Origin of the sequence: Trebonia kvetii (genome assembly GCF_007827045.1) — a bacterium.
GTDB lineage: Bacteria > Actinomycetota > Actinomycetes > Streptosporangiales > Streptosporangiaceae > Trebonia > Trebonia kvetii.
In genome coordinates, this window is sequence record NZ_RPFW01000005.1 from 387,337 (window position 1) to 413,018 (window position 25,682).

Below are 25,682 nucleotides of genomic sequence, written 5' to 3' on the forward strand. Positions count from 1 at the left end.
GGACACATGGCCATCCCGGTTCCTGAAGCCCTGAAGCCGCGCGGCTCGGTGGCATCCGCGCCGGCCCGCCGGCCCGGGTCCGTCCGCCGCACCGTCACCATGGACTTCACCTGGCCCGACGGCATGGAAGGGGACACGGTCCTTGACGGGCGCGCGCGTGACCTGCGCACCGGCGGCGACGGCACGGCGACGGTCCTCGCCGCGGCCTCGCTGCGCATGGTAACCGACCCGCGCCGGGTCATCAAGGAGGTCAGCTCGGCGGCCGGCGATGGCGCGCTGCGGGGCCTGGCGGGCGAGTCGGCGATGTCGGGGTTCAGGCGGCGGCTGGCCGCGACCGGGGTAGCTGGTGCGACCGGGGAGGGGACCGCCGCCGGGACACCGCTGTACCAGCTGCTCGACGACGTGCCAGGAGCGACCCTGGTCTCCGGGGCCGCCTGGCAGCGCTGGTACGACATGGACCGCTACCTGGAGATCAAGGCCGACGTCGCGCAGCGGGTGATGACCGACGTGTGCACCGGCTACCAGCAGGGCTCAAGCGCGCTGCAGCCGGACGGAACCCTGCGCTGGCGCCAGGACCGCCGGCTCGCGGTGGACATCGACGCCGTGGACGACGACCTCGCGTGGCACCATCACGCACACCCCGATGGGGTGGCCATGCGGCGCGCCCGCCGCATCGACGTGTGGCTGGCCGGCCCGGTCATTCACGTCGACGCGTTCTTCCAGGACTCCTCGACGCTGCCCGAGGGCGGGCGGGTGTCGATCCACGAGTACACCCTGACCGCGGAGGCCGACCTGGAGACGGGGACCGTGCGCGCGGTGACCCCGGTGCCGCGGGTGCTGCCCTACGACGAGTGCCCGCTGGCCGTCGTCAACGTCACCGCCCTGGCCGGGCTGCCGCTGAGCGGGCTGCGCGGCGCGGTGCTCGAGCGGCTGCGCGGCCCGCTCGGCTGCACCCACCTCAACGACATGCTCCGGGCGCTGACCGCCGTCCCCGCCCTCGCCAGGCAGCTATCGTGATCAGGACGCACCTGGTACCCAAGTACCAGCGGTCGGCGGTGATTGTCTCCTCCGGGTCCATGTAATGCCCGGTGCTCACTTCTAGCCTCGGAACGCAGGCGTGCGACGCGAGCCCTATTTCCGACGAAGTGAACATGAGGGATCACATGCCGAAACCCGAGATTTTCTCTCAGAAGTCAAGATTCAGAATCGGCCGGCGGCGCACGTTCGTGCTGTCCGTCGTGGCGGTGCTGGCCCTGCTCGGCGGGTCTTCCGTCGCAATCGCCGCACCGTCCCAAGCCAGCGGGCAAGGCGGCGGTAACCAAGCACTCGAAGTCAACGTGACGAACTCACCGACTGACCTGAACGGCCGGCCCACCATCGCCGTCAACCCCCGCGATCCGAACAATCTCGTTTTCACCGCGACGGTCGATCGACCTGGCCAACGGGAACGTCTACGTGGTCTGGTCGGACGGTCGCGACAGCGCGGCCCCGTTCACCGACGCCATCTTCGCCCGGGTGCCCATCCACGAATTCCAGTCTGCCCACTGACCCTGACCACCAGTCCCGCCCGGCTACGCCGGGCGGGACTTTCCCATGAAGGGCCGACCGGCCTGACAGCTAGCGTTCCGTTGGCCGGCACGTGCCCGTTGACCCGGGCCAGGCGCCTGACTACGTTCACGCGTGATTGGCTTGAGTGAGGTGGGCACGTGGGCAAGCTTGAGGGTCAGGTCGCGTTCATCACCGGCGCGGCGCGGGGCCAGGGTCGAAGTCATGCGGTTCGGCTCGCGCAGGAGGGCGCCGACATCATCGCCGTCGACATCTGCGCGCAGATCTCCTCGGTGTCCTACGCGATGTCCACCCCAGACGACCTCGCGCAGACCGTGAAAGAGGTCGAGGCCACCGGGCGGCGGATCGTCGCCCGCCAGGCCGACGTGCGTGACGTCGAGGGCCTGCGCAGCGCCCTGGAGGACGGCATCGCCGAGCTCGGGGTCCCGCGGATCGTGCTGGCCAACGCCGGCATCGGCGTCGGCGGCCCGAACTCGAGCGACCAGGACTGGCACGACGTAATCGCGGTCAACCTGACCGGCGTCTGGAATACGGGCCGCATCGCGATTCCGGCCATGATCGAGGCCGGCCGGGGCGGTTCGATCGTGCTCACCAGTTCGACCGCCGGCCTGCTCGGCGTCGGCACCAACGAGACCGGGCTGCTCGGCTATACGGCGGCGAAGACGGGCGTCGTCGGGCTGATGCGCAGCTGGGCCAACTACCTGGGCCCGCACAACATCCGGGTCAACTGCATCGCGCCGACCGCCGTCCGCACGCCGATGGCGGCCAACGTTTCCCTCGAGCGACTCTTCGAGGTCAATCCGGCGCTGGCGCGGGCGATGTCGAACTCGCTGCCGGTCGAGATGGTCGAGCCGATCGACATCTCCAACGCGATCGCCTGGCTCGTGTCCGACGAGGGACGGTACGTGTCGGGCACGGTGCTGCCGGTCGACGCCGGCTCGCTGAACAGGCGGTAGCCCAAATGACGGGTGATGAGCCGCGCAACTGGTTCGCCGACGAATCGCTGGCGCAAGACCCGTACCCATACCTGGCCGAGCTGAGATCGCAGTGCCCGGTGCAGCCGACCCCGCATCACGACGTCGTCGCCGTGACCGGATACGAGGAAGCCTCCGAGATCCTCCGCCGGCACGATGACTTCTCAGCCTGCGTCACGGTGGTGGGCCCGTTCGCTGATTTCCCTGAGCCGTTTTCCGGCGACGACGTGAGCGAGCTCATCGAGCGGCACCGGCACCGGCTGCCGCAGAACGACCACATGGTGACCATGGACCAGCCGGCCCACACCCGGGAGCGCGCGCTGCTGATGCGGCTGCTGACGCCGGGCAGACTCCGCGAGAACGAGGAGTTCATCGGCGTCCTGGCCGACCAGCAGCTCGAGTCCGTCATCGGCGCGGGCCGCTGCGAGTTCATCCACGAGTACGCCTCCCCGCTGGCCACCCTGGTCATCGCCGAACTGCTCGGCGTGCCGGAGGAGGACTTCGGCCAGATACGAGCCGGCTTCGGGCTGAGCGACGGTGCCGGTAACCTGCGGCAGCCGGACCGGCCGACCCAGGGTGACTCGCTCCGCTGGCTGGCGGGCACGTTCACCGCTTACATCGAGGACCGGCGGCGCAATCCGCGCGACGACGTCATGTCCGGACTCGCGCTGGCCAAGTACCCGGACGGCTCCACGCCCGAGGTGGCCGCCGTGGTGCGCACGGCCACGTTCCTGTTCGCCGCGGGCCAGGAGACCTCGGCCCGCATGCTCGCCCAGGCGGTCCGCCACCTCGCCGAGGATCAGTCACTGCAGGACGAGCTGCGCGAGCATCCGCAGCGCATACCCAACCTGATCGAGGAGACGCTGCGGATCGAATCGCCGACCAAGACCGACTGCCGGCTCGCCCGGCACACCAGCACGGTCGCCGGCGTCAGCATCCCAGCCGGATCCACCGTGGCGGTGCTTCTTGGCGCGGCCAATCACGACCCGCGCAAGTTCCCGTCACCCGACGAGTTCCAGGCCGATCGTCCCAACGCGCGGCAGCACCTCGCCTTCGGCCGCGGCATCCACACGTGTCCCGGCAGCCCGCTCGCCCGCGCCGAAGGCCGGATCACCATCGAGCGCCTGCTGCGGCGCACCCGCAACATCCGCCTGTCGGAGACCCATCACGGCCCGGCCGCCGACCGCCGATTCAGCTACGAGCCGACCTGGATGCTGCGGGCGATGGAGGAATTGCACATCGAGTTCGATCCCTGCGGCCCCGGCAACACGGGTTGACCGCCGCCCGCATCCGCCTCTATGTTAATACATGGAAGCCCGACTATCTGGTGTCCAGGTAACTGCTCAAGGGAGAGGCCTGCCGATGGCCGCGTACAAAGAGTTCCTCGTTTCAGGCGACTGCCACATCATCGAGCCGCCCGACCTGTTCAAGAGCCGGCTCCCCGCCAACATGCGCGACCGCGCGCTGTGGGAGGAGGAGTTCACCCTCGAGGAGCCGATCGTCCCTGGCGGGCACACCGAGTTCAGGAAGCTGCACACGATTGGCTTTGACGGCTGGACGGTGTCGAAGTACCGCCAGTTCGAGGGCCATGACGGCACGACGCCGGGCTGGATTCCTGATGACATCATCGCCGACATGGACATGGAAGGCGTCGACGCCGCCGTGTACTTCCCCAACCTGGCGCTGTTCGTGCTGTTCACCGACGACCACGAGCTCTCCATCGCCCACGCGCGGGCATGGAACAGCTGGGTCGCCGAGACCTACCTGCAGTACAAGGACCGGATGCGCCCCGTCGCGGCCATTCCGCTGACCAACATCGCGGACGCGGTGGCCGAGATCGAGCGGTCGGTCAAGCTCGGCCTGCAGGCGATCATGATCCCGGAAATCCCGCCGGAGCCGTACTGGTCGCGCAGGTACGAGCCGGTCTGGAACTGCGCCGAGGCGCACGGCCTGCCGATCTTCTTCCACGTGGCCACTGGCGGTGTCATGGTCAAGGAAGACGCGTCCAAGACCGGAAGCACGGTCAAGGGCATGATGACCGCGATGAACATGGGCAAGGGCCAGCTGACCGATGACATGGTGGCCGGCCGCACCATGGGCGGCGGGAACACCGCGGCCGCCAGCCCGTCGAAGATCATGGCCGACCTGATCGGCGGCGGGGTTCCCGAGCGGCACCCGGGCCTGCAGTTCACCCTGGTCGAGTTCGGCGCCAGCTGGCTGGTGTCGTACATGGCGTTCATGGACAAGTCGTGGCGCCGGGGCACCGGCCAGGACCCGAACTGGTGGCTCGGCTTCTGGGAGGAGGGCAAGTCGCCCTACGAGCAGCCCGCCATGGGCCGCCTGTTCAACATCAACGAGAAGTGGCCGTACCCGCTCAAGCCGACCGAGTACGTGCGGCGGCAGTTCCACATCCAGTTCGCCGACGACCCGGTGGCGGTCCAGGCCCGGCACATCACCGGGGTGTCCACGGTGGTCTGGGGCAACGACTACCCGCACGCCGAGGGCACCTTCAACGGCACCGAAGAGGTCATCGCCGAGCACTTTGACAGCACCGTGTCCGACGAGGACCGCGCCGCGATCCTCGGCGGCACCCTGGCCAAGGTGGCCGGGTTCGACGCGAGCAAGAAGCTGGCGGTCGACCGGCAGCCCAGCAAGACGGCGAGCTGACGAATCCTGACTGACGGAACTCCGGCCCGCGGGCTGACCGCGGGCCGGAGTTCGGCCGTTACACGGTGACGATCGCCGACGGAGGCTGCCAATGACGATGGGCTACCCGGTCAGCCCGCTGGACGGCAAGGTGGTGATCATCACCGGCGCGGCGTCCGGCATGGGACGCGCGGCGGCGCTGCTGTGCGCGGCGCGCGGCGCGGCGGTGGTCGCGGCCGACCTGAACGCTGACGGCGTCCATGCCGTTGCCGCCGAGATCGAGTCGTCGGGCGGCACGGCGCTGGCTCAGGTTGCCGACCTGACCGCCGAAGACGACGTGCACCAGCTGGTGGAGGCGGCGGTCGGCCGCTTCGGTGCGGTCCACGCGCTGTACAACAACGCCTACGCGGTCCACCCGGGCGCCGCGACCGACCTGATCGGCACCAGCCTCGACGCGTGGGACTGGACGATCAGAACCTGCCTGACAAGCCAGTTCCTTTGCGCCCGGGCGGTACTGCCGCACATGCTGCGCAACGGTACCGGGTCGATCATCAACGTGTCCTCCGGCAACGGCCTGGCCGGCAGCGCGACCGCCGCCGCGTACGGAGCGGCCAAGGCCGGCGTGGTCGTGCTGACCAAGTACATCGCCACCCAGTACGGCAAACGGGGTATCCGCTGCAACACGATCGTGCCCGGCTGGACGATCGAGACGGGCTGGACCGGAGCGGACGAGAACTTCACCGACGCGCAGCGCGGGCTGTTCGCGGCGGCGCTGGAAGACGTCTGCATGACCGAGCTGGCGAGGCCGCAGGACATCGCCCCGGTGGTAGCGTTCCTCGCCTCGGATGATGCCAGGTACGTGCAGGCCGCGACCATCGACGTCAACGGCGGCCTGCTGGCGCACATGCCGGGCGCGGCCGGCCGGCCCATCGGCGGTCACGCGGACGCAGGCTGAGGCCGCCAGGGATCTAGTCCCGTTGGCCGGGACCGGCAGGTAGCACGGACCTGCTGGCGGGGTTACCTTCCGGCCATGGACCAGCCTCTGCGCGACCTCGACGATGTCTCTACCTTCAAGCTCTCGGCCGCCGGGCGGGAGCGGCTCTTCGCCCTGACTAACGAGTGCGTCGTCTGCTGGACGAACTCCAGCGGCTGGCCGGTCGGCATGCCGCATTCGTTCGTATGGTCGGACGGCAAGTTCTGGGTGCACACCACGACCAGGCGCGCGCGCGTAAAGGCGCTCACCGCCCGCCCGGAGAGCTGCATCGTGGTCACGAGCAAGGGCACCGAGATGAACGGGGCCATGGTCACCGCCAAGACCCGCGCCACCGTCCATCATGGCGACCGTGAGCTCGTGCGCTGGCTGCTGCCCTTGTTCTTCGACCGCACCGGCCTCGGGCCCGACCCGGAGTCCCGCGCACAGCTGATGGAGCTGTTCGACACCCCGGCCCGGGTGGTGATCGAGTTCACCCCGGTTGATTTCTTCACCTACAGCTCGGCTGAGCTGGACGACGCGATGGCGTCGAGCGGGATCGACGGCTGGGAACGGCGCGGCTCAAGCGCGTAGCGACGCCCGCTACTCCGGCGTCATCAGCTCGGCGGTGGCGGGTGACATCGGCGCGGTGAGCATCCCCACCCAGCCGTCGACGTAATTGCTGAGCTGGGCCTGGCTGATCCGCTGATGGCCGCGCGCGAGCTCGGCCAGCAGGTTGAGCACGCTGTTGTAAAGCTGCACCTCGCGGCCGGCCCTGGCCCGCTCTGGCAAGCCGGAAAGCAGGCCGGGCACGGCGTCCCGCAGCACGCCGGCGGTGCTGTCGAGCGTCTGCGGCGGCAGGTACTCCGCGAACGTGCGGGTATTGGCGCTGACTCGCGCCAGGAACGGCACGAACATCTCGCCCGCGTCGATGCTCTCGATCAGCGGGCGCACGATGATCCACACCGCCTCGCGTGGGTCACCGAGGACCCCGCGTTCCTGCGCCTCCCGCAGCAGCTCCGCCCGGCGTGCGTTGATCTTGCGGTAGCGGAACTCGAGCAGCGCGCGCACCAGGCCGGCCTGCGACCCGAAGTGGTAGGTGATCACGGAGGCGTTCGCCTGCCCGGCGGCCGTCTGGATCTCGCGCAGTGTGACGCCCTCGACGCCGTTCATCGCGAACAGGCGTTCCGCGGCCACCATGAGCAGCTCACGGGTCGCTTCGCCGGTGGCATGGGGGCGTCGGCTCCGCGCGTTCTGCGCTTGCGCAGTCATGGTTCATCGTATCAGCGGGCCATGCCGTCTCATGGAAAAGATAATGAGTTGCTCTTAGAAACTCTAGACAGTTGAATCAGTTAGTGAAATGCTCGGATCATGCCGAAGATCTGGACCAACTCGGGCGACTCCCACTTCCTTGAGCCCGCTGACCTGTGGGAGTCTCGGCTGCCCAGGCGGCTGGCCGACCTCACGCCGAAGGCGGACAAGGACCCCGACGGCGAGTACGAGACCGTGCGGGTGGACGGGCAGACGTTCCGCCGCAAGCTGCCCACCTCCGCCGCGGTGCAGTTCCTTGAGAACACCCGCAAGGCCGAGGGCATCAGGGATGCCCGGCTGCGGCTCGGCGACCTCGACCACGAGGGGGTCTGGGGCGAGGTGATCTTCCCCTCGCTCGGCATGTGGTCGTCCACCTTCCGCACGCCGGAGCTGCTGAAGGCGTGCATGCGCGCAAGCAACGAGTGGGCGCTCGAGGAAGTCGCGTCGGTATCCGACCGCTACGTCGTCACCGCCCAGGTCTCCACCCTCGTGGTCGAGGACGCCGTCACGGAACTCGAGTGGGCGGCCGGGCAGGGCTTCAGGTCGGTGTTCCTGCCGACCCGGCCGCACCCGAGCGCCCCCGACTGGCACATGGCCGACTGGGAGCCGCTCTGGCGGGCGGCCGAGCAGGCGGGCATGGTGCTCGCCATCCATATTGGCACCGACCCAGTCGACCTGACGTCAGGCAAGGTCGGCGTCGCCTACCGGGGCCCGGGCGGCGCGGTCATGAACTACACCGAGACGACTTTCTCGGGTCAGCGGTTCGCCATGAAGCTGGTGGCGTCGGGTGCGCTGGACCGGCACCCGGACCTGAAGGTGCTGATCTCCGAGGGCGGGGCCAGCTGGATCCCGTTCCTCGGTGACCGGATGCGGGAGGGCTACCGGCAGCATCACATGGCGGTCAGGCCGAAGCTGACCCGCGACCCCAAGGACATCCTGATGACGCAGGTCTACGCGTCCTTCCAGCACGACGAGAGCGCGGTGGCGGCCTACACGGCGATGGGCTACCGGAACGTCATGTTCGGGTCGGACTACCCGCACATGGAGGGCACCTACGGCCACACCCAGGACACCCTGAAGGAGCTGTTCGACGGCGTGCCCGTCGAGACCCGGCTGCGGATCACCCAGGGTGCCTTCGCCGAACTGTTCCCGCACGTGCCGCCCGCTCCCGCGGACGAGGTCTAACCGGTGGCGCGAGACACCGGCGTGCGCGACGTCGCCATCGCCGGCATCGGGGCGACGCCTTACTACAAGCGCGGCGAGACCGCGGACAAGAGCATCACCCACCTCGCGGGCGAGGCCATCCTTGCCGCCTGCGCGGACGCTGGCGTCTCGGTCACCGACGTCGACGGCCTGGCGTTCTACTCGCTCGCCCGGGCGGGCTACGGCGAGCAGATGGAAGCTGGCGAGCTGGTCGAGACCCTCGGGATCCGCGAGCTGAAGTTCTCGGCCGCGCTGACCGGGGGAGGCGGTGGCTCGGCGGGCGCGATCGGACTCGCCAGGGCCGCGATCGTGGCGGGCGACGCCTCGGTCGTGGTGACCGTGATGGCGCTGCAGCAGCGGACCCGGCTGGGCACAGTGGTTGCGACTAAGGCGGTCACCCCGGTCAGCTCCTTCGTGCAGCCGTCCGGCCTGGCCGGGCCCGGCCACCTGATGTCGCTGCTGACCCGGCGGCACATGTACCAGTACGGGACGACGCGCGACGCGTTCGCCGAGATCGCCATCTCCACCAGGCAGAACGCGCTCAGCCGGCCGAAGGCACGCTACCGCGAGCCGCTCACCCGCGAGCAGTACTTCGCCGCGCGGATGATCGCCGACCCGCTCTGCCTGTACGACTTCTGCCTGGAGAGCGAGGGCGCGGTCGCCATCGTCACCACCTCCATCGAGCGCGCCCGTGACCTGCGGCAGCCGCCGGTGCCCGTGGTCGCGGCCGCGCACGGCGGCACCCGCGAGTGGGGACGCGCGTTCTCCTGGTTCGGCATGCCAGACGACGAGACCTTCGCCTCGTCCGGGAACAAGCCCATCGCCGACCGGCTGTACGCCCGGGCCGGGATCACCGCCCAGGACATCGACGTGGCGCTAATCTACGACCACTTCTCGCCGATGGTGCTCATGCAGCTCGAGGACTACGGCTTCTGCAAGAAGGGCGAGGGCGGCCCGTTCGTGCTCAGCGGCGCGATCAGGTACACGCCGGAGCGCAAGCCTGGCGGCATCCCGGTGAACACGCACGGCGGCCAGCTCTCCGAGGCCTACGTCATCGGCGCCACCCACATCCTGGAAGGCGTCGAGCAACTGCGCGGCACCGCCGTCAACCAGGTCGCCGGGGCCGAGCTCGCGCTGGTTACCGGCGGCCCCTCCGCGATCCCGAACAGCGGGCTGATCCTGGGACGTGACCGATGAGCACACCCACGCTGGCGACCGCCCTGCCGGCCGGCGCGGTCAAGATCGCCACCGACCCGAGCACCGAGCCGTTCTGGCTGGCCGCGCGGGAACGCCGCCTGGTCGCCCCCAGGTGCGCGGACTGCGGCCGGTTCCGGCTGCCGCCGTCGCCGTTCTGCCCGCACTGCCAGTCGACCGCCGTGGACTGGACAGAGCTGTCCGGCCGGGGCACCGTATACACGTTCACGGTGGTGCACGGGTTTCCCGGGCTGCCGGACATCACCCTGGTCCCGGCGGTCGTCGACCTGCCCGACGCACCAGGCGCCCGGCTGGTCACCAACGTCATCGACGTGGACCCGGCCGACGTCTCGATCGGCACCGCGCTGACGGTCGACTTCCACCCGGTCTCCGACGGCTGGCTACTGCCCGTGTTCCGGGTGGCAGGCTCGCCTGTCCCCGGCCCTGCCGTCAAGGAGCGCGCGTGAGTGATTTCGACGGGGAAAGCCCGCTCGACGAGAAGCCGTCGGAGTTTCTGGCCAGCATCGGCATCACCGGCGGCGAGCATGACGGGCAGGCGATCGTCCCCGAGGGCGACCACTACAAGTGCTGGTGCTCGTGCGGTGAATGGCTGGTCGAGGCGCCGACCGAGGAGGAGGGGCTGCACCTTGCCCGCCTCCATACCGGCAGCGTGCCCGCCTGATGCCAGCCCACCCGCGCATCTCCGTCAGCGCGATGAGCTCCGTCCGCTGGTCCTTCGAGGAGGATCTTGCCCTGTGGCGGGATCTCGGCCTCGGCTGGGCCGGCCTGATCGGGGCCAAGCTTGGCGACGGGATCGAGGCCGGCACCGCCGCTCTGGCCGAGGCGGGCATCCGGGTCTCCACCGTGATCGTCCCCCGGTTCGACCTGGGCGCCCGCGCCAGCTGGGCGGCGACGCACGAGGCGCACCGCCGGTGGATCGACGCGGTTGCCAAGTACGACGGCTGGTCCGTATACCTGACCCCGGGCCGCCCCACCGGCGACCTCTGGGAGGAACTGCTCGAACGGCTCGCGGAGGCGGCCGCGCCGAGCGTGGCGTACGCGCGCGACCGCGGCCTGCGGCTGGCGTTCGAGCCGTCCAAGCGGACCGAGGTGTCGTTCGTGAACAACCTGGCCGACGCGGTTGACGTGGCCGAGCGGACCGGGCTGGAAATCGTGGCCGACATCGGCAACTTCTGGATGGAGCGCGACCTGCGGGCGACCCTGCTGCGCGCGGCCCCGCACATCGGCCTCGTGCAGCTGACCGACGTCTCGATTGGCGCCGTGCTCAGCCCGGACGACCCGCCGTCGGGCGGCCGGGTGCCGTTCGGCGAGGGCGACCTGCCGGTCGCGCGCATCCTGGCCGACATCAAGGACACCGGCTACGCCGGCCCGCTCGAGCTCGAGCTGGTCGGCCCGCCCGGCGACAGCGAGGGGTACGGGCCGGTCATCCGCCGCGGCGTCTCCGCCGCCGCGGCGATGCTGGCCAACGCCGGACTGTAGCGGTGAAGCGATAAGGAGGAGCCCGATGGCCCAGATGAGCAGGGCACTCGTCATGCCCGGTGACGGAACCTGGGAACTGCGCGAACTGCCGGTGCCCGACCCGGAGCCTGGCGGCGCGGTACTGCGGGTGGAAGCCGTCGGCATGTGCCACAGCGACGTCGACCACATGCACGGCATCGTGCACACCCCGTGGGGCGGAGCGTACCCGTCGATCGCCGGGCACGAGATCGTCGGGCGCATCCACGCCCTGGGCGAGGGGACCGCCGCCCGCTGGGGCGTCGTCGAAGGACAGCGGGTCGCCGTCCGCGAGTCGGTGCCGCTGCCAGGCGGCATCCGCGTCTACGGCCACGACTACGCCATCGACGAGCGGTCCGGGCTGTTCGGCGGATTCGCCGACTACATGGAGCTGCTGCCGGAGACCCTGGTTGAACCGCTACCCGACGACATCCCCGCCGCCGAGCTCACCGTCTGGGAACCGCTCGCCATCGCCGTCCGCTGGGCGACCGCGGTCAAGCCGGGCGACTCGGTGGCCATCCTCGGCCCCGGGCACCTGGGCCTCGCCTCGATCGTCGCCGCCCGGGCGGCCGGCGCGGAGCGCGTCTTCATCACCGGCACCCCGGCCGACGCCATGCGGCTCGACGCGGCCCGCAAGCTGGGGGTGGAGGAGGCGATCGACATCGGCGCCGCCGATCCTGTCGAGCGTATCCGCGAGCTCACCGGCGACGGCGTCCACGTGGTGATCGACGCCGCGTCCGGCTCCACCGCCACCGTCACCCAGGGCATGCAGATGGCCAGGCGCGGCGGCACCGTCGTCATCGGCGGTCTGAAGGACCGTAAGCCGGTCGAGGGCTTCATCAGCGACCTGATCCCGATGCGCCAGCTGCACCTGCACGCGGGTTTCCCCGGCGATCACGTCAAGACCTCGGTCGAGCTGATCAGGCAGGGCATGGTCCCCACCGCCGACCTCCTTGGCGAGGTCGTCACCGTCGACGGCTTCGGCGACGCGCTGCGCATGCTGTCGCGCCAGCTTCCGGGCCGCGACGCGATCCGGCTCTCCCTGCGAATGAGCTGACGCCGTGGAATCCGCGGCCATCTGACAGGCTGGACAGCATGAGCGGTGAAGCTGACGATTACGACGAGTTCGGGATGCTCGGTGACAACGCCGCCGAGGCGGGCCTTGCGCTGAGCGCCATCCCGCCGGTCACCAGGAGGCACTTCACGCTGGCCGGCGGGCAGGCGATATCCGCCCTCGCCTGGGGCGATGCCGAGCCGGAGCTCGTGCTGCTGCACGGCGGCGGGCAGAACGCGCACACCTGGGACACCCTCGCGCTCGCGCTCGGCCGCCCGCTGCTCGCGGTCGACTTGCCCGGCCACGGGCACTCCGGCCGCCTGCCGGACCGCGACTACGGCCCCTGGCGCAACGCCGAGGCGGTCGCCGCCGTCATGGAGCGGGCCGCGCCCGCCGCCCGCGCGGTGGTCGGCATGTCGCTTGGCGGGTCCACCCTCATCCGGCTCGCGGCCACCCGTCCCGGCCTGGTCCACCGCGCGGTGATTGTCGACGTCACCCCCAACAGCGGCGTCCGCTCACGCGCCATGCCGCAAGCCAAGCGCGGCGCGGTCGCCCTGGTCAGCGGGCCGCCTGTCTACGAGTCGTTTGAGGCGATGGCCGCCGCGGCGGTCGCCGCGAGTCCCGGCCGCCCCAGGTCGGCGGTTGAGCGCGGCGTGCGGCACAACGCCGTGCGGCTCCCCGACGGCCGCTGGACCTGGCGGTACGACCTGTTCGGTGACCGCCCGGCGTCGGTTGGCGACCACACCGGGCTGTGGGCGGACGTCTCCGCCATCACCGTCCCCGTCCTGCTGGTGCTCGGTGCCGACTCGCCGTTCACCGGTGAGGAGGACGTGGCCGAGTTCCGCCGGCGGCTCCCGGCCGCCCGGGTCGAGGTGGTGCCCGGCGCCGGGCACGCCATCCAGAGCGACCAGCCGCTGGCGCTGGCCCGGCTGATCGAGGATTTCATTCTCTAGCATCCAGAACGGGTGCGGCTGACTCTGGCACCGCCCGCCGGGACCCCGAGCCGTGCACGGATCCGGCATCGTCACCGTTGAATCAGATTACTAATCTTTATAAGCTACTCGTATGCTACGCCCCGACGACCATGCCGACCAGGCACCGGATACCGCCGCGGTGATCGTGCCGGCCACCGGCCAGCGGATCTCGTACCGGACCATGGTCGACCAGTCCAGGCGGCTGGCGAACGTGCTTCGGTCCCGCGGGCTTGAGCCCGGCCACCACGTGGCGATCTTCATGACCAACGTGCCCGAGTACTTCGAGGTGGTGTGGGCGGCCCGGCGGGCCGGCTACTACTACACCGCCATCAACTGGCACCTCACCCCGGGTGAGGTGCGCTACATGCTGGAGAACTCGGAGTCGAAGGCGCTGATCGTCTCGGCCGACCTGGCAGGCGTGGCCGGCCAGGCGGCCGCCGGCCTCCCCGGGCTCGGCCTGCGGCTGCTCGTTGGCGCGGACGCGGACGCGGTCCCCGCGGGCTGGGAGGACTACGCGGCGACGGTCGGTGCGGCAGGAACCACTCCGCTCGGCCCCGAGCTCGAGGGCCAGGCGATGCTCTACTCATCGGGGACCACCGGCCGCCCGAAGGGGATCGTGCACGCCAAGATCGACATCGCCCGGCGGTTCGGCGACGTCGAGGGCGACATCCTCTGGGTGAACCGCTACGGGCTCGACCCGGACACCGTGACGCTGAACGTGGGCCCGCTCTACCACGCCGCGCCGCTGGTGTCGGCCATGTCGACGCACAGGAACGGCGGCACCGTGGTGCTGCCGCCGAGGTTCGACGCCGAGCAGACGCTCCAGGCGATCGAGCGGTACCGGGTGACCTACGCCCAGTTCGTCCCGACGATGTTCATCCGGCTGCTGCGGCTGCCCGAGGAGGTGCGCCGCCGGTACGACGTCAGCAGCCTGCGCGCGATCGCGCACAGCGCCGCGCCCTGCCCGGTCGAGGTCAAGCGGCGGATGATCGAGTGGTTCGGCCCGGTCATCAGCGAGTACTACTCCGCCACCGAGGCGGCGGGCCACGTCTCCATCCGCAGCGAGGAATGGCTGGAGCACCCCGGCTCGGTCGGCCGGGTCGCCCCCGGCTCGGTGGCCATCACCGACGACGCCGGGCGGGAGCTGCCACCGGGCGAGGACGGCATCATCTGGTTCACCCGCCCGGCCAACAAGTTCGCCTACCACGGTGACCCGGACAAGTCCGCCGCGATGTACAACGACAAGGGCTGGGCCAAGATGGGCGACATCGGCCACCTCGACTCCGGCGGGTACCTATTCATCACCGGCCGCTCCGACCACACAATCATCTCCGGCGGCGTCAACATCTACCCGCGGGAGATCGAGGACCTGCTGATCGAGCACCCGGCGGTCGACGACGTCGCGGTCATCGGCGTGCCCGACGACGAGTACGGCGAGTCGGTGCAGGCGGTCGTCACGCTGCGCGAAGGGTACACCGGCGGCGTTGTGCTCGAGCGCGACATCATCGACTGGACCCGGGCGCGTCTCGCGCACTACAAATGCCCCAAGTCGGTCATCGTCGTCGGCTCGCTGCCCCGCTCGGTGGCGGGCAAGATGATGAAGCACCGGCTGATCGAGCAGCTTAAGCAGGCCTCATGCACCTGACCCGACTCGCCCGCGAGTACGGCGACAAGCCGGCCGTCATCATGGCCGGATCCGGCGCCCGGCTGTCCTACGCGGAGCTGGAACGGCAGTCCAACCAGATCGCCCAGCTGTTCCGCGCCCGCGGCCTGCGTCCGGGCGACCACATCGCGGTCCTCATGGAGAACCGGCCCGAGTTCTTCCCGGTCGTGTGGGCGGCGCAGCGTTCCGGGCTGTTCTACACCCCGGTGAACTGGCACCTGTCCGCGGCCGAGGCCGCCTACATCGTGGCCGACTGCGGTGCGCGCCTGCTCGTCGCCTCAGGCGACCTGGAGGACCTGGCGGCCTCCGCCGCCGCCTCGGCGCCCGCTCTTGAGGGCAGGCTGAGCGTCGGGCCGCCGGTTCCCGGCGTGGAGTCGCTTGCGGAGGCGATCGCGCCGATGCCGGACACGCCGGTACCGGACGAGCTTGAGGGTTACTACATGCTCTACTCGTCCGGCACCACCGGCCAGCCTAAGGGCATCCTGCCCGCGCTGACCGGCCAGCCCTTCGGCGCCGGCCTGAACATCGACTCCACCATGAAGAACTTCTTCGGGTTCTCGCCGGAGACGGTGTTCCTCAGCACCGGGCCGCTCTACCACGGTGCGCCGATCGGCTGGTCGCTCGGCACGATCCGCAACGGCGGCACCGTGGTGGTGATGGAGCGCTTCGACGCGGTCCGCGCGCTTGAGCTGATCGAGCACCACCGGGTGACCCACGGCCAGTTCGTGGCAACCATGTTCGTCCGGATGCTGAAGCTGCCCGAGGCGCAGCGGTCCGCGTTCGACACCTCGAGCCTGCGGCTGGTCGTGCACAGCGCCGCGCCGGTCTCCGTCGAGGTCAAGGAACAGATGATCGCCTGGCTTGGGCCGATCTTGAGCGAGTTCTACGCGGGCAGCGAGGGTAACGGGTTCTGCCTGATCGAAAGTCCCGCGTGGCTGCGCCACCGGGGCTCGGTCGGCAAGCCGATTGCCGGCCAGGTGCACATCTGCTCCGACGACGGCGACGAGCTGCCGTCCGGCGAGATCGGCACCATATGGTTCAGCGGCACGCGACGGTTCAGCTACCACAACGACCCAGCGAAGACGGCCGGCGTGTACAACGACAAGGGCTGGAGCACCCTCGGTGACATGGGCTCGGTCGACGCGGAGGGGTACCTGTACCTGGCGGACCGGCGCACCGACCTGATCCTGTCCGGCGGGGTGAACATCTACCCGCGGGAGATCGAGGACGCGCTCGCCCTCCACCCGGCCGTCTCCGACATCGTCGTGTTCGGCATCCCGGACGAAGAGATGGGCCAGCGGGTGCACGCGGTCGTGCAGCCAGCGGTCCCCGGCAGCGGCACCCCTGAGCTGGCCGCCGAACTGATCGCCTTCTGCCGCTCGCGGATCGCGCACTACAAGGCGCCCCGCTCAGTCTCGTTCGAGGACGAACTGCCGCGGCTGCCGTCGGGCAAGATGCTGCGCCGCCTGCTCATGGACCGCTACCGCGCCGTTCCGCCTTCCTGACGCGGCACCAAGCCGGCCCAGCACGCGGTGACCGCACCTGCCGCCCTGGCCGTCGGTCCGCGCGGGGCGGTGCTCGCGATCGATAACGCGCCCGGCATGCTCCGTGCCCTGGCCGCTGACCACCGCAAGGTTCCGCAGCTCGCCACTTGTGTCATGGACGCTCACCGGCTCGGCGCCGGCGACGCGCGCTTCGATGTCGTCACCTGCGGCTAGAGCCCTGATCCCTTCACCCCGCCGCCGCGCCCGCTGCCCCGTAAACGATGCGGTGCCGTCTTGTCAGGTGACGACGCGACCGCCGTTGACACCGATCACCTGTGCGGTCACGTAGCTCGATGCCTCACTGCACAGGAATGCGCAGGCATTGGCGATGTCCTCGGGGCGGCCGACGCGCCGCACCGGCAGCGTCGCCGCGAGCCTTTCCTTGCTCGCCTCGCTGATGTTCTCATCGGCCATGATCGTGCCTGTGATCGAGCCCGGCGGGATGGTGTTCACGGTGATGCCGTGCGGGCCAAGCTCCTGGGCCAGCGTGCGAGTGAGGCTGATGACAGCGCCCTTGGACGACGAATAGGCCGCCATTTTGCTCGAGCCGGTCTGCGCGCTGGAGGATGAGATGTTCACCACCCGGCCCCAGTGCTCCGCCTTCATATCGGACAAGATCTCTTGCGTCACGATGATCGGGCCGAAGACGTTGACCTTGTAGACGAAGCTGAGCAGCTCCTCGGTTATGTCCTCGAACGGCGTGAAGTCGGTGACGCCTGCGTTGTTCACGAGGATGGTGATCGGGCCGAAGGTGTCACGCAGCCTGGCCACCGCCGCCCTCACCTGGACGCGATCGGAGACGTCGGCACCAAGCGCGACGGCCTTGCCGCCGTCCGCCTCAATCTCCCGGACGGTGCCGGCGCAGCGCCCCTCGTCAAGGTCGAGTACGCCTACGGCGATGCCTTCCTTAGCGAGCCGGATGGAACAGGCCGCTCCGATGCCCGCCGCCGCGCCGGTAACGAGGGCCACTCTGGTGGTTGTCATTCGACCTTTCCCTGTGCAGGGGACCGCCGATGCGGGCCGGTCCGGGCTGGCGGCCAGCGGACGCTACCGGTAGCTGCGCACTTCATATGTACCTCACGTAACGCCTCGCGTCCCATCTGCCTCCCGCTCAACGGGACGTGCCCAGCGCGCAGCACGTCCTTGCGGACCTTTCCAGAGGGGGTGCGCGGCAGCTCGTCCGCCAGCACGATGACCTCGGGAGTCTTCTGCCTGGCGGCTCCGGCCGCGGCGACGTGGGCCCTGGCCTGTTCGATATCGAAGGTGAATCCTGGGCGCGCGACGACCACCGCGCAGACCCGCTCGCCGAGCGCCGGGTCAGGCACCGGGATAACCGCCACGTCCGCCACCGCCGGGTGGGTGATCAGCAGGTCCTCCACCTCCTTGGACGAGATGTTCTCCCCGCCGCGGATGATGATGTCCTTGAGCCGGTCGGTGACCGTCAGGTGCCCGGCCTCGTCGATCCGCCCGAGGTCCCCGGTGCGGAACCAGCCGCCTGGCAGGAACGCGGCCGCGTTCAGTGCCTGGTCGGTGTACCCGGTGAACAGCTCGGGGCCGCGGGTGACGATCTCGCCCTCATGCCCGTCGGGCACGTCGCGGCCATCGGCGCCGACCAGGCGGACCTGATTGCCGGGGAGCAGCCGGCCGTCGGTCTCGGCCCGCACGCCGAGCGGGTCGTCGATGGTGCCCGCGGTCACCGTCGGGTGCTCGCTGCTGCCGTAGGAGCGGAATGCGGTGATTCCCGCGGCGTCCGCGCGCCGGACCAGGCTCGGCGGGACCGGTGCCGCGCCGGTCAGGAACTCGCGCAGCGTGCCGAGGCTGACGGCGCCGCTGGCCTGCCTGTCGAGCAGGCCGGACAGCTGGACGGGTGCTCCGCCGCAGGACGTGACCGCGTGCCTGTCGATCAGCTCGGCGGCCAGAGCGGCTTCCCAGGCCTGCATGATCACCGTTGGCGTGCCGAGCAGCAAGATCCGCAGCAAGCTGAGCAGCCCGGCCATGTGACCGGGCGGAAAGAGCCCCAGGTGCCTGGCGCCCGGCCCGTTGAGCGTGTACACCCGGGAGGTCGCCTCGGCCAGCAGGGTGCGGTGCGAATGCTGCACGCCCTTGGGTTCGGCCGTGGTCCCCGAGGTATACATGAGCACGGCTCGGTCATCGGGGCCGGGATGCGGCTGCCGGTACGTACCGCCCGGCTCGGCGAGCAGCCCGGCGTAGCCGATCGCACCGTGGCCGGGGCCGTCGTCGCCCGTCACGACCGCGAATTTCAGCGCGGGCAGCCGGGACAGCCCGCCGAGCACGACGTCGGCGTGCGGGCGGCCGCGGTGCTCGCGGGGCAGGATGACCGCGGCGGCGCCCGACCGGCGCAGCAGGACGTCCATCTCCCGGTGGCCGTAGATCATCACCACCGGCAGCAGGACCGCTCCGCACAGGCCGACGGCCGCCTGGATCACCGCTCCCTCGTAGGAGCCTGGCAGCTGGACTGCGACCACGTCGCCGTGGCCGATGCCCCGGGCCTGCAGCGCTGCCGCGGCCCTCTCCGCGTCGCTCACCAGGGCACCGAGCGTCGTGGCGCGCTCGCCGTCGGCGCCCGCGAATACCAGCGGGCAGCCGTCGTGGGCGGCGGCGCCTTCCCGGATGTGCGCGGCAAGCGACGGGGAGTCCACCGCTATTCCGCCTGATCTCCTGGAGCCGCGCCAGCCGGCGGGCGCTTGCGGCTCTTGAACGCCTCGAGCTTGGCGCGGTGCTCGTCGGAGGTGAGCAGGATGGTGTTCGCGTAGCGGTCGAAGTCGCGAGCGGTGCCGCGGTCCACGCTCGCGGCGATGTCGACCGCGGTCTTGGTGACCCCGGCCGCCTCGCTGGGCAGCGCCGCGAGCTTGCGCGCGAACGCGGTGACGCGCTCGCGGAATGACTCGGCCGGGTACACGGCGTGGACGAGCCCCATCGTGAGCGCGAGCTCCGCCGAGACCTCCTCGCCGAACGCCAGCCACTTGCCCCAGTGCGGACCGACCAGCCGGGTCACCCGGCTGATGCCGCCTGATCCGGGTATCACGGCTAGGTTGGGCAGTTCCGGCAGGGCGAAGCTGGCGCCCTCCGCGGCCAGCCGGAAGTCGCAGGAGGCGCCGATCTCCAGGCCGACCCCGAGGCAGCGCGCGTGCACGGCGATCACTGAGGGCTTCTCGATGGCCTCGAGTTCGTCCATCAGCAGGTGGAAGCTGCGGTAGCCGCGGCGCAGTCGCCGGGGGCTGAAGCTGCCGTCTGGCGCGTACCCGCGCCGGCCGCCGGCGCCGCTGTCACGCAGGTCAATGCCCGCGGTGAAATAACGGCCCTCCGCGGCGAGCACCAGCACCTTGAGGTCGTCTCTGTCGCCCAGGTCGTCGACGGCGGCCCGCAGGCCGTCGATCATCGCCGGGGAGACCGCGTTGAGCTTGTCGTCCCTGGTGAAGGTGATGGTGAGTACGCCGTTGTCCTCGGACCGGCGGAAATCGGTCGGCTCCGTCATGGGCGGGCCTCTCCTTTCGACTGGCTGCGGTCACCCAATATGCCCGACGTCGCGACTGGAGACCACCACCGAGGACGGGCGCTGCCGTTTCCATATCGCCCACTTATTGTAAACATCTAACTAAAAATGTTAGCGTCGGCAAGGTGCCCGGGCAAGCATCGGGCCGGTACACGCAGTGCAGAACCTTGGATGCAGCTGGAGGCGACCACAGTGACCGTGAAGAAGGTGGCGTTCATCACCGGCGTGGCCCGCGGCCAAGGGCGGGCGCACGCGGTGAAGCTGGCGTCCAAGGGCATGAACATCATCGGCCTGGACATCTGCGCCGACATCCCGTCGATGGACTACCCCAACGCGACCGAGGACGACCTGCGCGCGACCGTCAAGCTGGTGGAGGCGGCGGGCGGGGAGATCGTCGCCGCGAAGGGCGACGTGCGCAGCTATGACGACCTGCGCCGGGTCCTCGCGATGGGCCTGGACCGCTTCGGCCGGGTAGACGTGCTGCTGGCCAACGCGGGCATCATCCGGCTGTCACCCGACGGCGACCGTGACCAGACCTGGGTCGACATCATCGACGTCAACCTGACGGGGGTATGGCGCACCATCGAGGTCGTGCTCCCGGCCATCCGCGCGGGCGGCCGCGGCGGTTCGATCGTGATCACCAGCTCGACGGCGGGCATGAAGGGCGTGGGTACCGACAAGGCGGGTGCCCAGGCCTACACGGCCGCCAAGCGCGGCCTTGTCGGCCTCATGCAGGTGCTCGCCAACCAGTACGCGCCCGAGATGATCCGGGTCAACACCATCCACCCGACGGGGGTCGCGACTGGGATGAATCTCAACCCAGCCATGGAGAAGCTGATGGCGGAGGCCGCCGCGGGCGGCAAGAACACCATCAGCGCGATGCAGAACGCCCTGCCGATCCCGATCCTGCAGGCGGAGAACATCGCCGACGCGGTCGCCTGGCTGGTGTCCGACGAGGCGGCCTACATCACCGGCATCCAGCTGCCGCTCGACGCCGGATTCGCCATCCGCTGACGACGGCGGTACTTCCCTGGCCCGCTCACACTGACCTGCAAAGGACACCATGACCGTCACCGCGCCCCAGGTCCGCCTCCGCTACGGCGACAAGGTCCTCGATTCCGGCTCCGGCGGGATCCACCAGCACCTCAACCCCTACACCGGCGAACTGCAGGCCGAGATACCGCTGGCCGGCGCGGCCGAGGTGGACGAGGCTGTCGAACTCGCCGCCGCGCAGGCCGAGTCGTGGCGCCGGTGGGCACCAGAGCGGCGCCGTGACGTGCTGATGCGGTTCGCCGCCCTGCTCGACGAGCACCGGGACGAGTTCGCCGCCCTGCAGGCACTCGACGGCGGCACACCGACCCACTTCGGGCATCGGATCATCGACAACTCGGTCAACTGGACCCGCTACTACGCGGGCTGGTGCGACAAGCTGTCGGGGGAACTCATCTCAACCCTCGACACCCGCGGCTACTTCTCCTACACCGCACCGGAGCCGTACGGGGTGATCGGCGCGATCGTCACCTGGAACGGCCCGGTGGTGTCGCTGGGCATGAAGGTCATCCCCGCCCTGGCCGCGGGCAACTGCGTGGTGACCAAGCCGTCGGAGTTCACCCCGTTCGCGCCTGATCTCTACGGGCGGCTGCTGCGCGAGGCCGGCGTCCCGGCCGGCGTGTGCAGCATCCTGGCGGGCGGCCCGGAGGCGGGCACGGCTCTGGTCCGCAACCCGAAGGTGGAAAAGGTCAGCTTCACCGGCGGGCCGGCCGCGGCCAAGCAGATCGCGAAGGTGTGCGCCGAGCAGCTCAAGCCCGCCGTGCTCGAGCTAGGCGGCAAGACCGGCAGCATCGTGTTCCCCGACGCCGGCGCCCTGCGGGAGGTCGCCGAGCGCGCGGTCAGGGACAGCATCGGGGTGCTGGCCGGGCAGGGCTGTGTGGTGCCGACCCGCCTCATCGTGCACGCCGACATCTACGACGAGATGGTCGAGCTGGTCACCGTGACGGCCGCGTCCTACAAGGTCGGCGACCCGTTCGACCCCGAGGTCAAGGTGGGGCCGCTGATCAATGCGGCCGCGGTCGAACGCGTCTGCGGCATGCTGGACCGGGCCAGGCGGGACAACGCCGGGCGGATAGTGCTCGGCGGCGGGCGGCCCGGCGGTGACCTCGCGGGCAAGAACTTCGTCGAGCCCACGGTCATCGTCGACGCCGATCCCGACCACGAGATCGCGCAGACGGAGATCTTCGGCCCAGTGCTGCTCGTGTTCCCGTTCACTACCGAGCAGGAGGCGGTCGACTTGGCCAACAGCACCCCCTACGGTCTCGGTGCGAATATCCAGTCGGCCAACCTGACCCGGGTCCACCGGCTGGCGGAGCGGCTCAAGGCGGGCGGGGTCTACGTCAACGGCGCCCGGCAGAACCTTCCGCACACCCCGTTCGGCGGGCTGGGCATCAGCGGATACGGCAAGGAAGGCGGCCGGGCCGGCATCGACGAGTTCCTGCGCTATAAGACCGTCTCGATCATCGAGCCCCAGTGAACGAGGACCACCTGCGGATGCTGGCCAGCCCGCGCTGGGCCGAGGTACTGCGAACGCATGTGCTGCCCTGGCTGGAATCGGTGGGCGAGCTTGGCGACGACGTGCTTGAGATCGGCCCGGGGCCGGGCCTGACCACCGATCTGCTGCTCACGCTGACGACCCGGATCACGGCGGTGGAGGTCGACGCTAGCCTGGCGGCGCAGCTCGCCCGCCGCCTCGCGGGCAGCAACGTTGAGGTCATCAACGCCAGTGCGGAGCGAACGGGACTGGCGGCGGACCGGTTCTCCGCCGCCGCCTGCTTCGCCGTCCTCCACCACACCGAGACGGCCGCCGTCCAGGACCAGATCTTCGCCGAGTTGCTGCGGGTGCTGCGTCCCGGCGGAATCCTGGTCGGGTCGGAGGGCTATGACAACGAGCGGACCCGCCGCGCGCACGCCGGAGACCAGTTCGTGCCGGTTGACCCCGATGAGCTGCCGCGGTGGCTCGGCGCTATCGGATTCACCGGGATCGCCGTGGAACATGGCGAATTGGACTTCCGCTTTCACGCGCGCAAACCCGCGTAGCCGCTCCGTCAGTGACCTGTCCAGCGGGGCGCGCGCTTCTCGAAGAAGGCGGTGACACCTTCCCTGAGGTCGTCGCTGGCCCTGACCCGCTCGACCGCCTCGGCGGTTGCGGCCCAGCCCGCGGCGTCGTCCGCCTCGTGCTGCGCGGCGAGCGCGGTGAGGCTCGCGGAAACCGAAACGGGGGAGGAGTCGCAGATGTCGGCGGCCAGCTCGAGCGCCGCCGTCAGCGCCTGGCCGGGATCGGTGACCCGGTTGACGAAGCCGATCTGGTAGGCGCGCTCCGCCTCAAGCACTGCCCCGGTGATCAGCAGGTCCCTGGCCACGTTGAGCGGCAGGGCGCGCATCGCGCGGAACAGAGCCCCGGAGGATGCGACGACTCCGCGCCTGCTTTCCGGAAGCGCGAAGCGCGCGGTGCGCGCGGCGACCACGAGGTCGCAGGCGAGCGCGATCTCGAAGCCGCCGCCGAACGCCGGGCCCTCAACCGCGGCGATCAGCGGCTTGTCGCGGCGGCGCCTGATCATGCCGTACTCGCCGCCGCGCTCGGTGCGTCCGCTGCCGTCCTTCAGGTCGGTGCCGGCCGAGAACACCGTCGTGGTGCCGGTGATGACGCCGGCCCACAGGTCGTCATCGTCGTCGAGCAGGTTGAGCGCCTCGTCGATGCCGTGCGTCATCGCCTTGTCGATCGCGTTGCGCTTCGCCTCGCGTTCCATGCGGATCAGCAGGATGTGACCGCGCCGCTCGTAATGGACGCACGGGCTGGCCGGGCCGTCATCACCGGAAACGGCCGCAGGCGTCAGCAGTGGATCGTTACCTGAGGTCATGGACCCGACCGTACCTGGCGACGGTTGCGTTCCGTTACCGCCGCCCGCCGCTGCTCGAGGTGCGCCAGGTCTGGTCGCTGCTCAGCCGACGCGGCCCGCTCGGCCGCGAGCGCCGCGTCGATGGTGCCCGCGGCCCCGCTGACGTAGACGCCTTTCAGCGCGCGCATTGTCTCCGCGGGGACCTCGGCGACCATGGCGGCAAGCTCGGCGGCCCGGTCAAGCAGGCGGTCGTGCGCCACCACCTCGGTGACGAGTCCGATGCGCAGGGCGCGGTCGGCGTCGATCACCTCGCTGGCGTAGGACATCCGCCGGGCCCACCCGGAACCGACAAGCGGCGGCAGCCGGGCGGTCAGCCCGCCGCCGGGCAGGATGCCCACCCGCGCGTGCGTATCGGCGAACACCGCGCGCTCGGAGGCGATGAGGAAATCGCACCCGAGCGCGAGCTCAAGCCCGCCGGTGAACGTCGCGCCGTTGATCGCACCGATGACCGGCGTCGCCATGCGGGCGACCTGGGGGATGCACGGCTGCGCCCGGTGCTTGTCGAAGTACGCCTCGCCGTCGCGGGCCGCCTCCTTGAGGTCGATCCCGGCGCAGAACGCCGGGTCGGCGCCCGTCAGCACCACAGCGCGGACACTGGGCTCCGCATCGGCCTCGACCAGGGCCTGGTACAGCGCACTGATCAGCGCGCCGTCGAGAGCGTTGCGCGCCTCCGGCCGGTTCAGCGTCAGCACGCGCACGCCCGCGGCATCCTCGACGATCACCGGCCGGCTCATGAACGGGCCGCGAAAAGCCGTCAGGCGAACAGGTCGACGACCGGCTTGGTCTTCAGGTCATCCTTGAGCAGGTACAGAGCGGCGCCCTCCATGTGCGAGCGCCAGTGCTTCTCCGCCCCGGCCGCGTTCCCCGCCTTGACCAGGCTGATGAGCTTCTCGTAGGACCGGATGGCCCGCTGGAAGCGCTCGTCGGTGTCATTGTCGTCGCGCTGCGCGATCTTGGTGCGCAGGTGAGTGGCGACGATGTCCTGCAGCACGGCTCCCTGGATGGCCATGGTCTTGTTGCCGCAGCCCTCCAGGATCAGCTCGTGGAAGCGGTAGGTGAGGCTGGCCCAGATGTACGGGTCGGGGATGAACGGCTTCCTGACGGCAATCTCGGCCTTGAGCGCCTCCACCACCTGGGTGAGCTTCTCGATGTCCTCGTCGGTGCGGTGCAGTGCGAGCAGCCTGGCGCACGGGGGCTCGGAGATCATCCGGGCCTCGTAGACGTCGTTAATGGTGGCACCCTGCATCTGCAGCAGCAGTCCGACGTAGCGCGCGGCGACGGAGGCGTCGGGAGAGACGACCCGGGCGCCGCCGCGGCTGCCGCGCCGCACGCTGATGAGCGTCTCAGCCTCCAGGATGCGGAACGCCTCGCGCAGGGTCGGGCGTGACACGCCGAACTGCTCCATGAGCTGGCTCTCGGCGGGGAGGGTCTCGCCGGGGCGCAGTTCACCGCGGACGATCTGGCGCCGCAGGTGGGTGGCGATCAGCTCACCCGTCTTGGGCGCGCGGACGACCGTACCGATCTGGGCGGTTGAGCTGCTTACCGTAGTCACGCCTTAATCCTATCTGTCACATAACTTAAAGAGCGAACCCATCCAATTAATT

26 protein-coding genes are annotated in these 25,682 nt (G+C 70.0%); 19 read left to right on the forward strand and 7 right to left on the reverse strand.

All coding sequences use genetic code 11. From position 1 onward, the window contains the following. Positions 1–6: 6 nt before the first annotated feature. From EAS64_RS26905 to EAS64_RS26930, 6 genes are all read left to right on the forward strand, one after another. Positions 7–1,017 (forward strand): DUF2889 domain-containing protein, encoded by a 1,011-nt coding sequence (locus tag EAS64_RS26905; protein ID WP_145857424.1) that lies wholly within the window; start codon positions 7–9, stop codon positions 1,015–1,017. Positions 1,018–1,706: 689 nt separating this feature from the next. Next, positions 1,707–2,522 (forward strand): mycofactocin-coupled SDR family oxidoreductase, encoded by an 816-nt coding sequence (locus EAS64_RS26910; protein WP_145857426.1) that lies wholly within the window; start codon positions 1,707–1,709, stop codon positions 2,520–2,522. Between the two features lie 5 nt (positions 2,523–2,527). Then, positions 2,528–3,817: a cytochrome P450 gene (locus EAS64_RS26915; protein ID WP_145857428.1), complete on the forward strand. Its 1,290-nt coding sequence runs from the start codon at positions 2,528–2,530 to the stop codon at positions 3,815–3,817. Between the two features lie 85 nt (positions 3,818–3,902). Further along, positions 3,903–5,207, forward strand: coding sequence for an amidohydrolase family protein (locus EAS64_RS26920; protein ID WP_145857431.1), 1,305 nt, complete (start codon positions 3,903–3,905; stop codon positions 5,205–5,207). Between the two features lie 91 nt (positions 5,208–5,298). Continuing rightward, positions 5,299–6,141 (forward strand): SDR family NAD(P)-dependent oxidoreductase, encoded by an 843-nt coding sequence (locus EAS64_RS26925; RefSeq protein WP_145857433.1) that lies wholly within the window; start codon positions 5,299–5,301, stop codon positions 6,139–6,141. Between the two features lie 75 nt (positions 6,142–6,216). Then, entirely contained in the window at positions 6,217–6,750 is a 534-nt protein-coding gene (locus EAS64_RS26930; protein WP_145857435.1) for a pyridoxamine 5'-phosphate oxidase family protein, read from the forward strand. A 9-nt stretch (positions 6,751–6,759) separates the two neighbouring features. Here the strand turns inward: EAS64_RS26930 and EAS64_RS26935 are convergent, their stop codons facing one another. Beyond that, a complete protein-coding gene (locus EAS64_RS26935) occupies positions 6,760–7,428 on the reverse strand; it encodes a TetR/AcrR family transcriptional regulator (protein WP_145857437.1) in 669 nt (222 codons plus the stop codon). Positions 7,429–7,527: 99 nt separating this feature from the next. Between EAS64_RS26935 and EAS64_RS26940 the strand changes: the two genes are divergently transcribed. From EAS64_RS26940 to EAS64_RS26985, 10 genes are all read left to right on the forward strand, one after another. Beyond that, entirely contained in the window at positions 7,528–8,652 is a 1,125-nt protein-coding gene (locus EAS64_RS26940) for an amidohydrolase family protein (RefSeq protein ID WP_145857440.1), read from the forward strand. A gap of 3 nt (positions 8,653–8,655) precedes the next feature. After that, positions 8,656–9,867 (forward strand): thiolase C-terminal domain-containing protein, encoded by a 1,212-nt coding sequence (locus tag EAS64_RS26945; protein WP_145857441.1) that lies wholly within the window; start codon positions 8,656–8,658, stop codon positions 9,865–9,867. Continuing rightward, entirely contained in the window at positions 9,864–10,331 is a 468-nt protein-coding gene (locus tag EAS64_RS26950) for a Zn-ribbon domain-containing OB-fold protein (RefSeq protein WP_145857443.1), read from the forward strand. The genes EAS64_RS26945 and EAS64_RS26950 overlap by 4 nt, the downstream gene beginning before the upstream one ends. Then, the gene (locus EAS64_RS26955) at positions 10,328–10,546 is read left to right on the forward strand and encodes a hypothetical protein (RefSeq protein WP_145857445.1); all 219 of its coding nucleotides are present in this window, start codon (positions 10,328–10,330) and stop codon (positions 10,544–10,546) included. The genes EAS64_RS26950 and EAS64_RS26955 overlap by 4 nt, the downstream gene beginning before the upstream one ends. Beyond that, positions 10,546–11,364: a sugar phosphate isomerase/epimerase family protein gene (locus EAS64_RS26960; protein WP_187366207.1), complete on the forward strand. Its 819-nt coding sequence runs from the start codon at positions 10,546–10,548 to the stop codon at positions 11,362–11,364. The genes EAS64_RS26955 and EAS64_RS26960 overlap by 1 nt, the downstream gene beginning before the upstream one ends. Positions 11,365–11,389: 25 nt before the next feature. Beyond that, entirely contained in the window at positions 11,390–12,436 is a 1,047-nt protein-coding gene (locus tag EAS64_RS26965) for a zinc-dependent alcohol dehydrogenase (RefSeq protein WP_222849635.1), read from the forward strand. A gap of 38 nt (positions 12,437–12,474) precedes the next feature. Next, complete coding sequence (locus EAS64_RS26970) at positions 12,475–13,386, forward strand: alpha/beta fold hydrolase (protein WP_145857448.1); 912 nt, start codon at positions 12,475–12,477, stop codon at positions 13,384–13,386. Positions 13,387–13,498: 112 nt separating this feature from the next. Further along, on the forward strand, positions 13,499–15,052 hold the full coding sequence (locus EAS64_RS26975) for an AMP-binding protein (RefSeq protein ID WP_145857450.1): 1,554 nt from the start codon (positions 13,499–13,501) through the stop codon (positions 15,050–15,052). Continuing rightward, the gene (locus EAS64_RS26980; protein WP_145857452.1) at positions 15,043–16,575 is read left to right on the forward strand and encodes an acyl-CoA synthetase; all 1,533 of its coding nucleotides are present in this window, start codon (positions 15,043–15,045) and stop codon (positions 16,573–16,575) included. Before EAS64_RS26975 ends, EAS64_RS26980 begins: the two co-directional genes overlap by 10 nt. 27 nt (positions 16,576–16,602) lie before the next feature. Continuing rightward, positions 16,603–16,788 (forward strand): methyltransferase domain-containing protein, encoded by a 186-nt coding sequence (locus tag EAS64_RS26985; RefSeq protein WP_145857453.1) that lies wholly within the window; start codon positions 16,603–16,605, stop codon positions 16,786–16,788. Between the two features lie 63 nt (positions 16,789–16,851). Here EAS64_RS26985 and EAS64_RS26990 read toward each other — a convergent pair whose 3' ends face one another. From EAS64_RS26990 to EAS64_RS27000, 3 genes are read right to left on the reverse strand one after another with little or no spacing between them, the layout of a single operon-like run. Further along, entirely contained in the window at positions 16,852–17,598 is a 747-nt protein-coding gene (locus EAS64_RS26990; protein WP_145857455.1) for an SDR family NAD(P)-dependent oxidoreductase, read from the reverse strand. Then, a complete protein-coding gene (locus EAS64_RS26995; RefSeq protein WP_222849636.1) occupies positions 17,595–19,274 on the reverse strand; it encodes an AMP-binding protein in 1,680 nt (559 codons plus the stop codon). Before EAS64_RS26995 ends, EAS64_RS26990 begins: the two co-directional genes overlap by 4 nt. Positions 19,275–19,276: 2 nt before the next feature. Further along, positions 19,277–20,110 (reverse strand): enoyl-CoA hydratase/isomerase family protein, encoded by an 834-nt coding sequence (locus EAS64_RS27000; RefSeq protein WP_145857458.1) that lies wholly within the window; start codon positions 20,108–20,110, stop codon positions 19,277–19,279. A gap of 210 nt (positions 20,111–20,320) precedes the next feature. Here EAS64_RS27000 and EAS64_RS27005 point away from each other — a divergent pair, with 210 nt between their 5' ends. The 3 genes from EAS64_RS27005 to EAS64_RS27015 are packed head-to-tail and all read left to right on the forward strand — an operon-like array spanning position 20,321 to position 23,218. Continuing rightward, positions 20,321–21,142 carry a mycofactocin-coupled SDR family oxidoreductase gene (locus EAS64_RS27005; RefSeq protein WP_246115873.1) on the forward strand — a complete coding sequence of 274 codons (822 nt, stop codon included), beginning with the start codon at positions 20,321–20,323 and terminating at the stop codon, positions 21,140–21,142. Between the two features lie 49 nt (positions 21,143–21,191). Beyond that, positions 21,192–22,655 carry an aldehyde dehydrogenase family protein gene (locus EAS64_RS27010; protein WP_145857462.1) on the forward strand — a complete coding sequence of 488 codons (1,464 nt, stop codon included), beginning with the start codon at positions 21,192–21,194 and terminating at the stop codon, positions 22,653–22,655. Beyond that, a complete protein-coding gene (locus tag EAS64_RS27015) occupies positions 22,652–23,218 on the forward strand; it encodes a class I SAM-dependent methyltransferase (protein ID WP_145857464.1) in 567 nt (188 codons plus the stop codon). The genes EAS64_RS27010 and EAS64_RS27015 overlap by 4 nt, the downstream gene beginning before the upstream one ends. Positions 23,219–23,226: 8 nt before the next feature. Here the strand turns inward: EAS64_RS27015 and EAS64_RS27020 are convergent, their stop codons facing one another. Genes EAS64_RS27020 through EAS64_RS27030 form a run of 3 tightly spaced genes read right to left on the reverse strand, consistent with a single transcriptional unit; the run spans position 23,227 to position 25,630 of the window. Continuing rightward, entirely contained in the window at positions 23,227–24,039 is an 813-nt protein-coding gene (locus EAS64_RS27020) for an enoyl-CoA hydratase-related protein (RefSeq protein WP_145857466.1), read from the reverse strand. Continuing rightward, positions 24,036–24,812 carry an enoyl-CoA hydratase gene (locus tag EAS64_RS27025; protein ID WP_145857467.1) on the reverse strand — a complete coding sequence of 259 codons (777 nt, stop codon included), beginning with the start codon at positions 24,810–24,812 and terminating at the stop codon, positions 24,036–24,038. Before EAS64_RS27025 ends, EAS64_RS27020 begins: the two co-directional genes overlap by 4 nt. A 20-nt stretch (positions 24,813–24,832) precedes the next feature. Then, positions 24,833–25,630, reverse strand: coding sequence for a FadR/GntR family transcriptional regulator (locus EAS64_RS27030; RefSeq protein WP_145857469.1), 798 nt, complete (start codon positions 25,628–25,630; stop codon positions 24,833–24,835). Between the last annotated feature and the right edge of the window lie 52 nt (positions 25,631–25,682).

What these genes read in the sequence shown, in the direction of transcription:
- EAS64_RS26905 (WP_145857424.1), top strand. Translation starts at nt 7, where the DNA reads ATGGCCATCCCGGTTCCTGAAGCCCTGAAGCCGCGCGGCTCGGTGGCA.
- EAS64_RS26915 (WP_145857428.1), top strand. Translation starts at nt 2,528, where the DNA reads ATGACGGGTGATGAGCCGCGCAACTGGTTCGCCGACGAATCGCTGGCG.
- EAS64_RS26920 (WP_145857431.1), top strand. Translation starts at nt 3,903, where the DNA reads ATGGCCGCGTACAAAGAGTTCCTCGTTTCAGGCGACTGCCACATCATC.
- EAS64_RS26925 (WP_145857433.1), top strand. Translation starts at nt 5,299, where the DNA reads ATGACGATGGGCTACCCGGTCAGCCCGCTGGACGGCAAGGTGGTGATC.
- EAS64_RS26930 (WP_145857435.1), top strand. Translation starts at nt 6,217, where the DNA reads ATGGACCAGCCTCTGCGCGACCTCGACGATGTCTCTACCTTCAAGCTC.
- EAS64_RS26935 (WP_145857437.1), bottom strand. Translation starts at nt 7,428, where the DNA reads ATGACTGCGCAAGCGCAGAACGCGCGGAGCCGACGCCCCCATGCCACC.
- EAS64_RS26940 (WP_145857440.1), top strand. Translation starts at nt 7,528, where the DNA reads ATGCCGAAGATCTGGACCAACTCGGGCGACTCCCACTTCCTTGAGCCC.
- EAS64_RS26950 (WP_145857443.1), top strand. Translation starts at nt 9,864, where the DNA reads ATGAGCACACCCACGCTGGCGACCGCCCTGCCGGCCGGCGCGGTCAAG.
- EAS64_RS26960 (WP_187366207.1), top strand. Translation starts at nt 10,546, where the DNA reads ATGCCAGCCCACCCGCGCATCTCCGTCAGCGCGATGAGCTCCGTCCGC.
- EAS64_RS26965 (WP_222849635.1), top strand. Translation starts at nt 11,390, where the DNA reads ATGGCCCAGATGAGCAGGGCACTCGTCATGCCCGGTGACGGAACCTGG.
- EAS64_RS26970 (WP_145857448.1), top strand. Translation starts at nt 12,475, where the DNA reads ATGAGCGGTGAAGCTGACGATTACGACGAGTTCGGGATGCTCGGTGAC.
- EAS64_RS26975 (WP_145857450.1), top strand. Translation starts at nt 13,499, where the DNA reads ATGCTACGCCCCGACGACCATGCCGACCAGGCACCGGATACCGCCGCG.
- EAS64_RS26980 (WP_145857452.1), top strand. Translation starts at nt 15,043, where the DNA reads ATGCACCTGACCCGACTCGCCCGCGAGTACGGCGACAAGCCGGCCGTC.
- EAS64_RS26990 (WP_145857455.1), bottom strand. Translation starts at nt 17,598, where the DNA reads ATGACAACCACCAGAGTGGCCCTCGTTACCGGCGCGGCGGCGGGCATC.
- EAS64_RS27000 (WP_145857458.1), bottom strand. Translation starts at nt 20,110, where the DNA reads ATGACGGAGCCGACCGATTTCCGCCGGTCCGAGGACAACGGCGTACTC.
- EAS64_RS27010 (WP_145857462.1), top strand. Translation starts at nt 21,192, where the DNA reads ATGACCGTCACCGCGCCCCAGGTCCGCCTCCGCTACGGCGACAAGGTC.
- EAS64_RS27020 (WP_145857466.1), bottom strand. Translation starts at nt 24,039, where the DNA reads ATGACCTCAGGTAACGATCCACTGCTGACGCCTGCGGCCGTTTCCGGT.
- EAS64_RS27025 (WP_145857467.1), bottom strand. Translation starts at nt 24,812, where the DNA reads ATGAGCCGGCCGGTGATCGTCGAGGATGCCGCGGGCGTGCGCGTGCTG.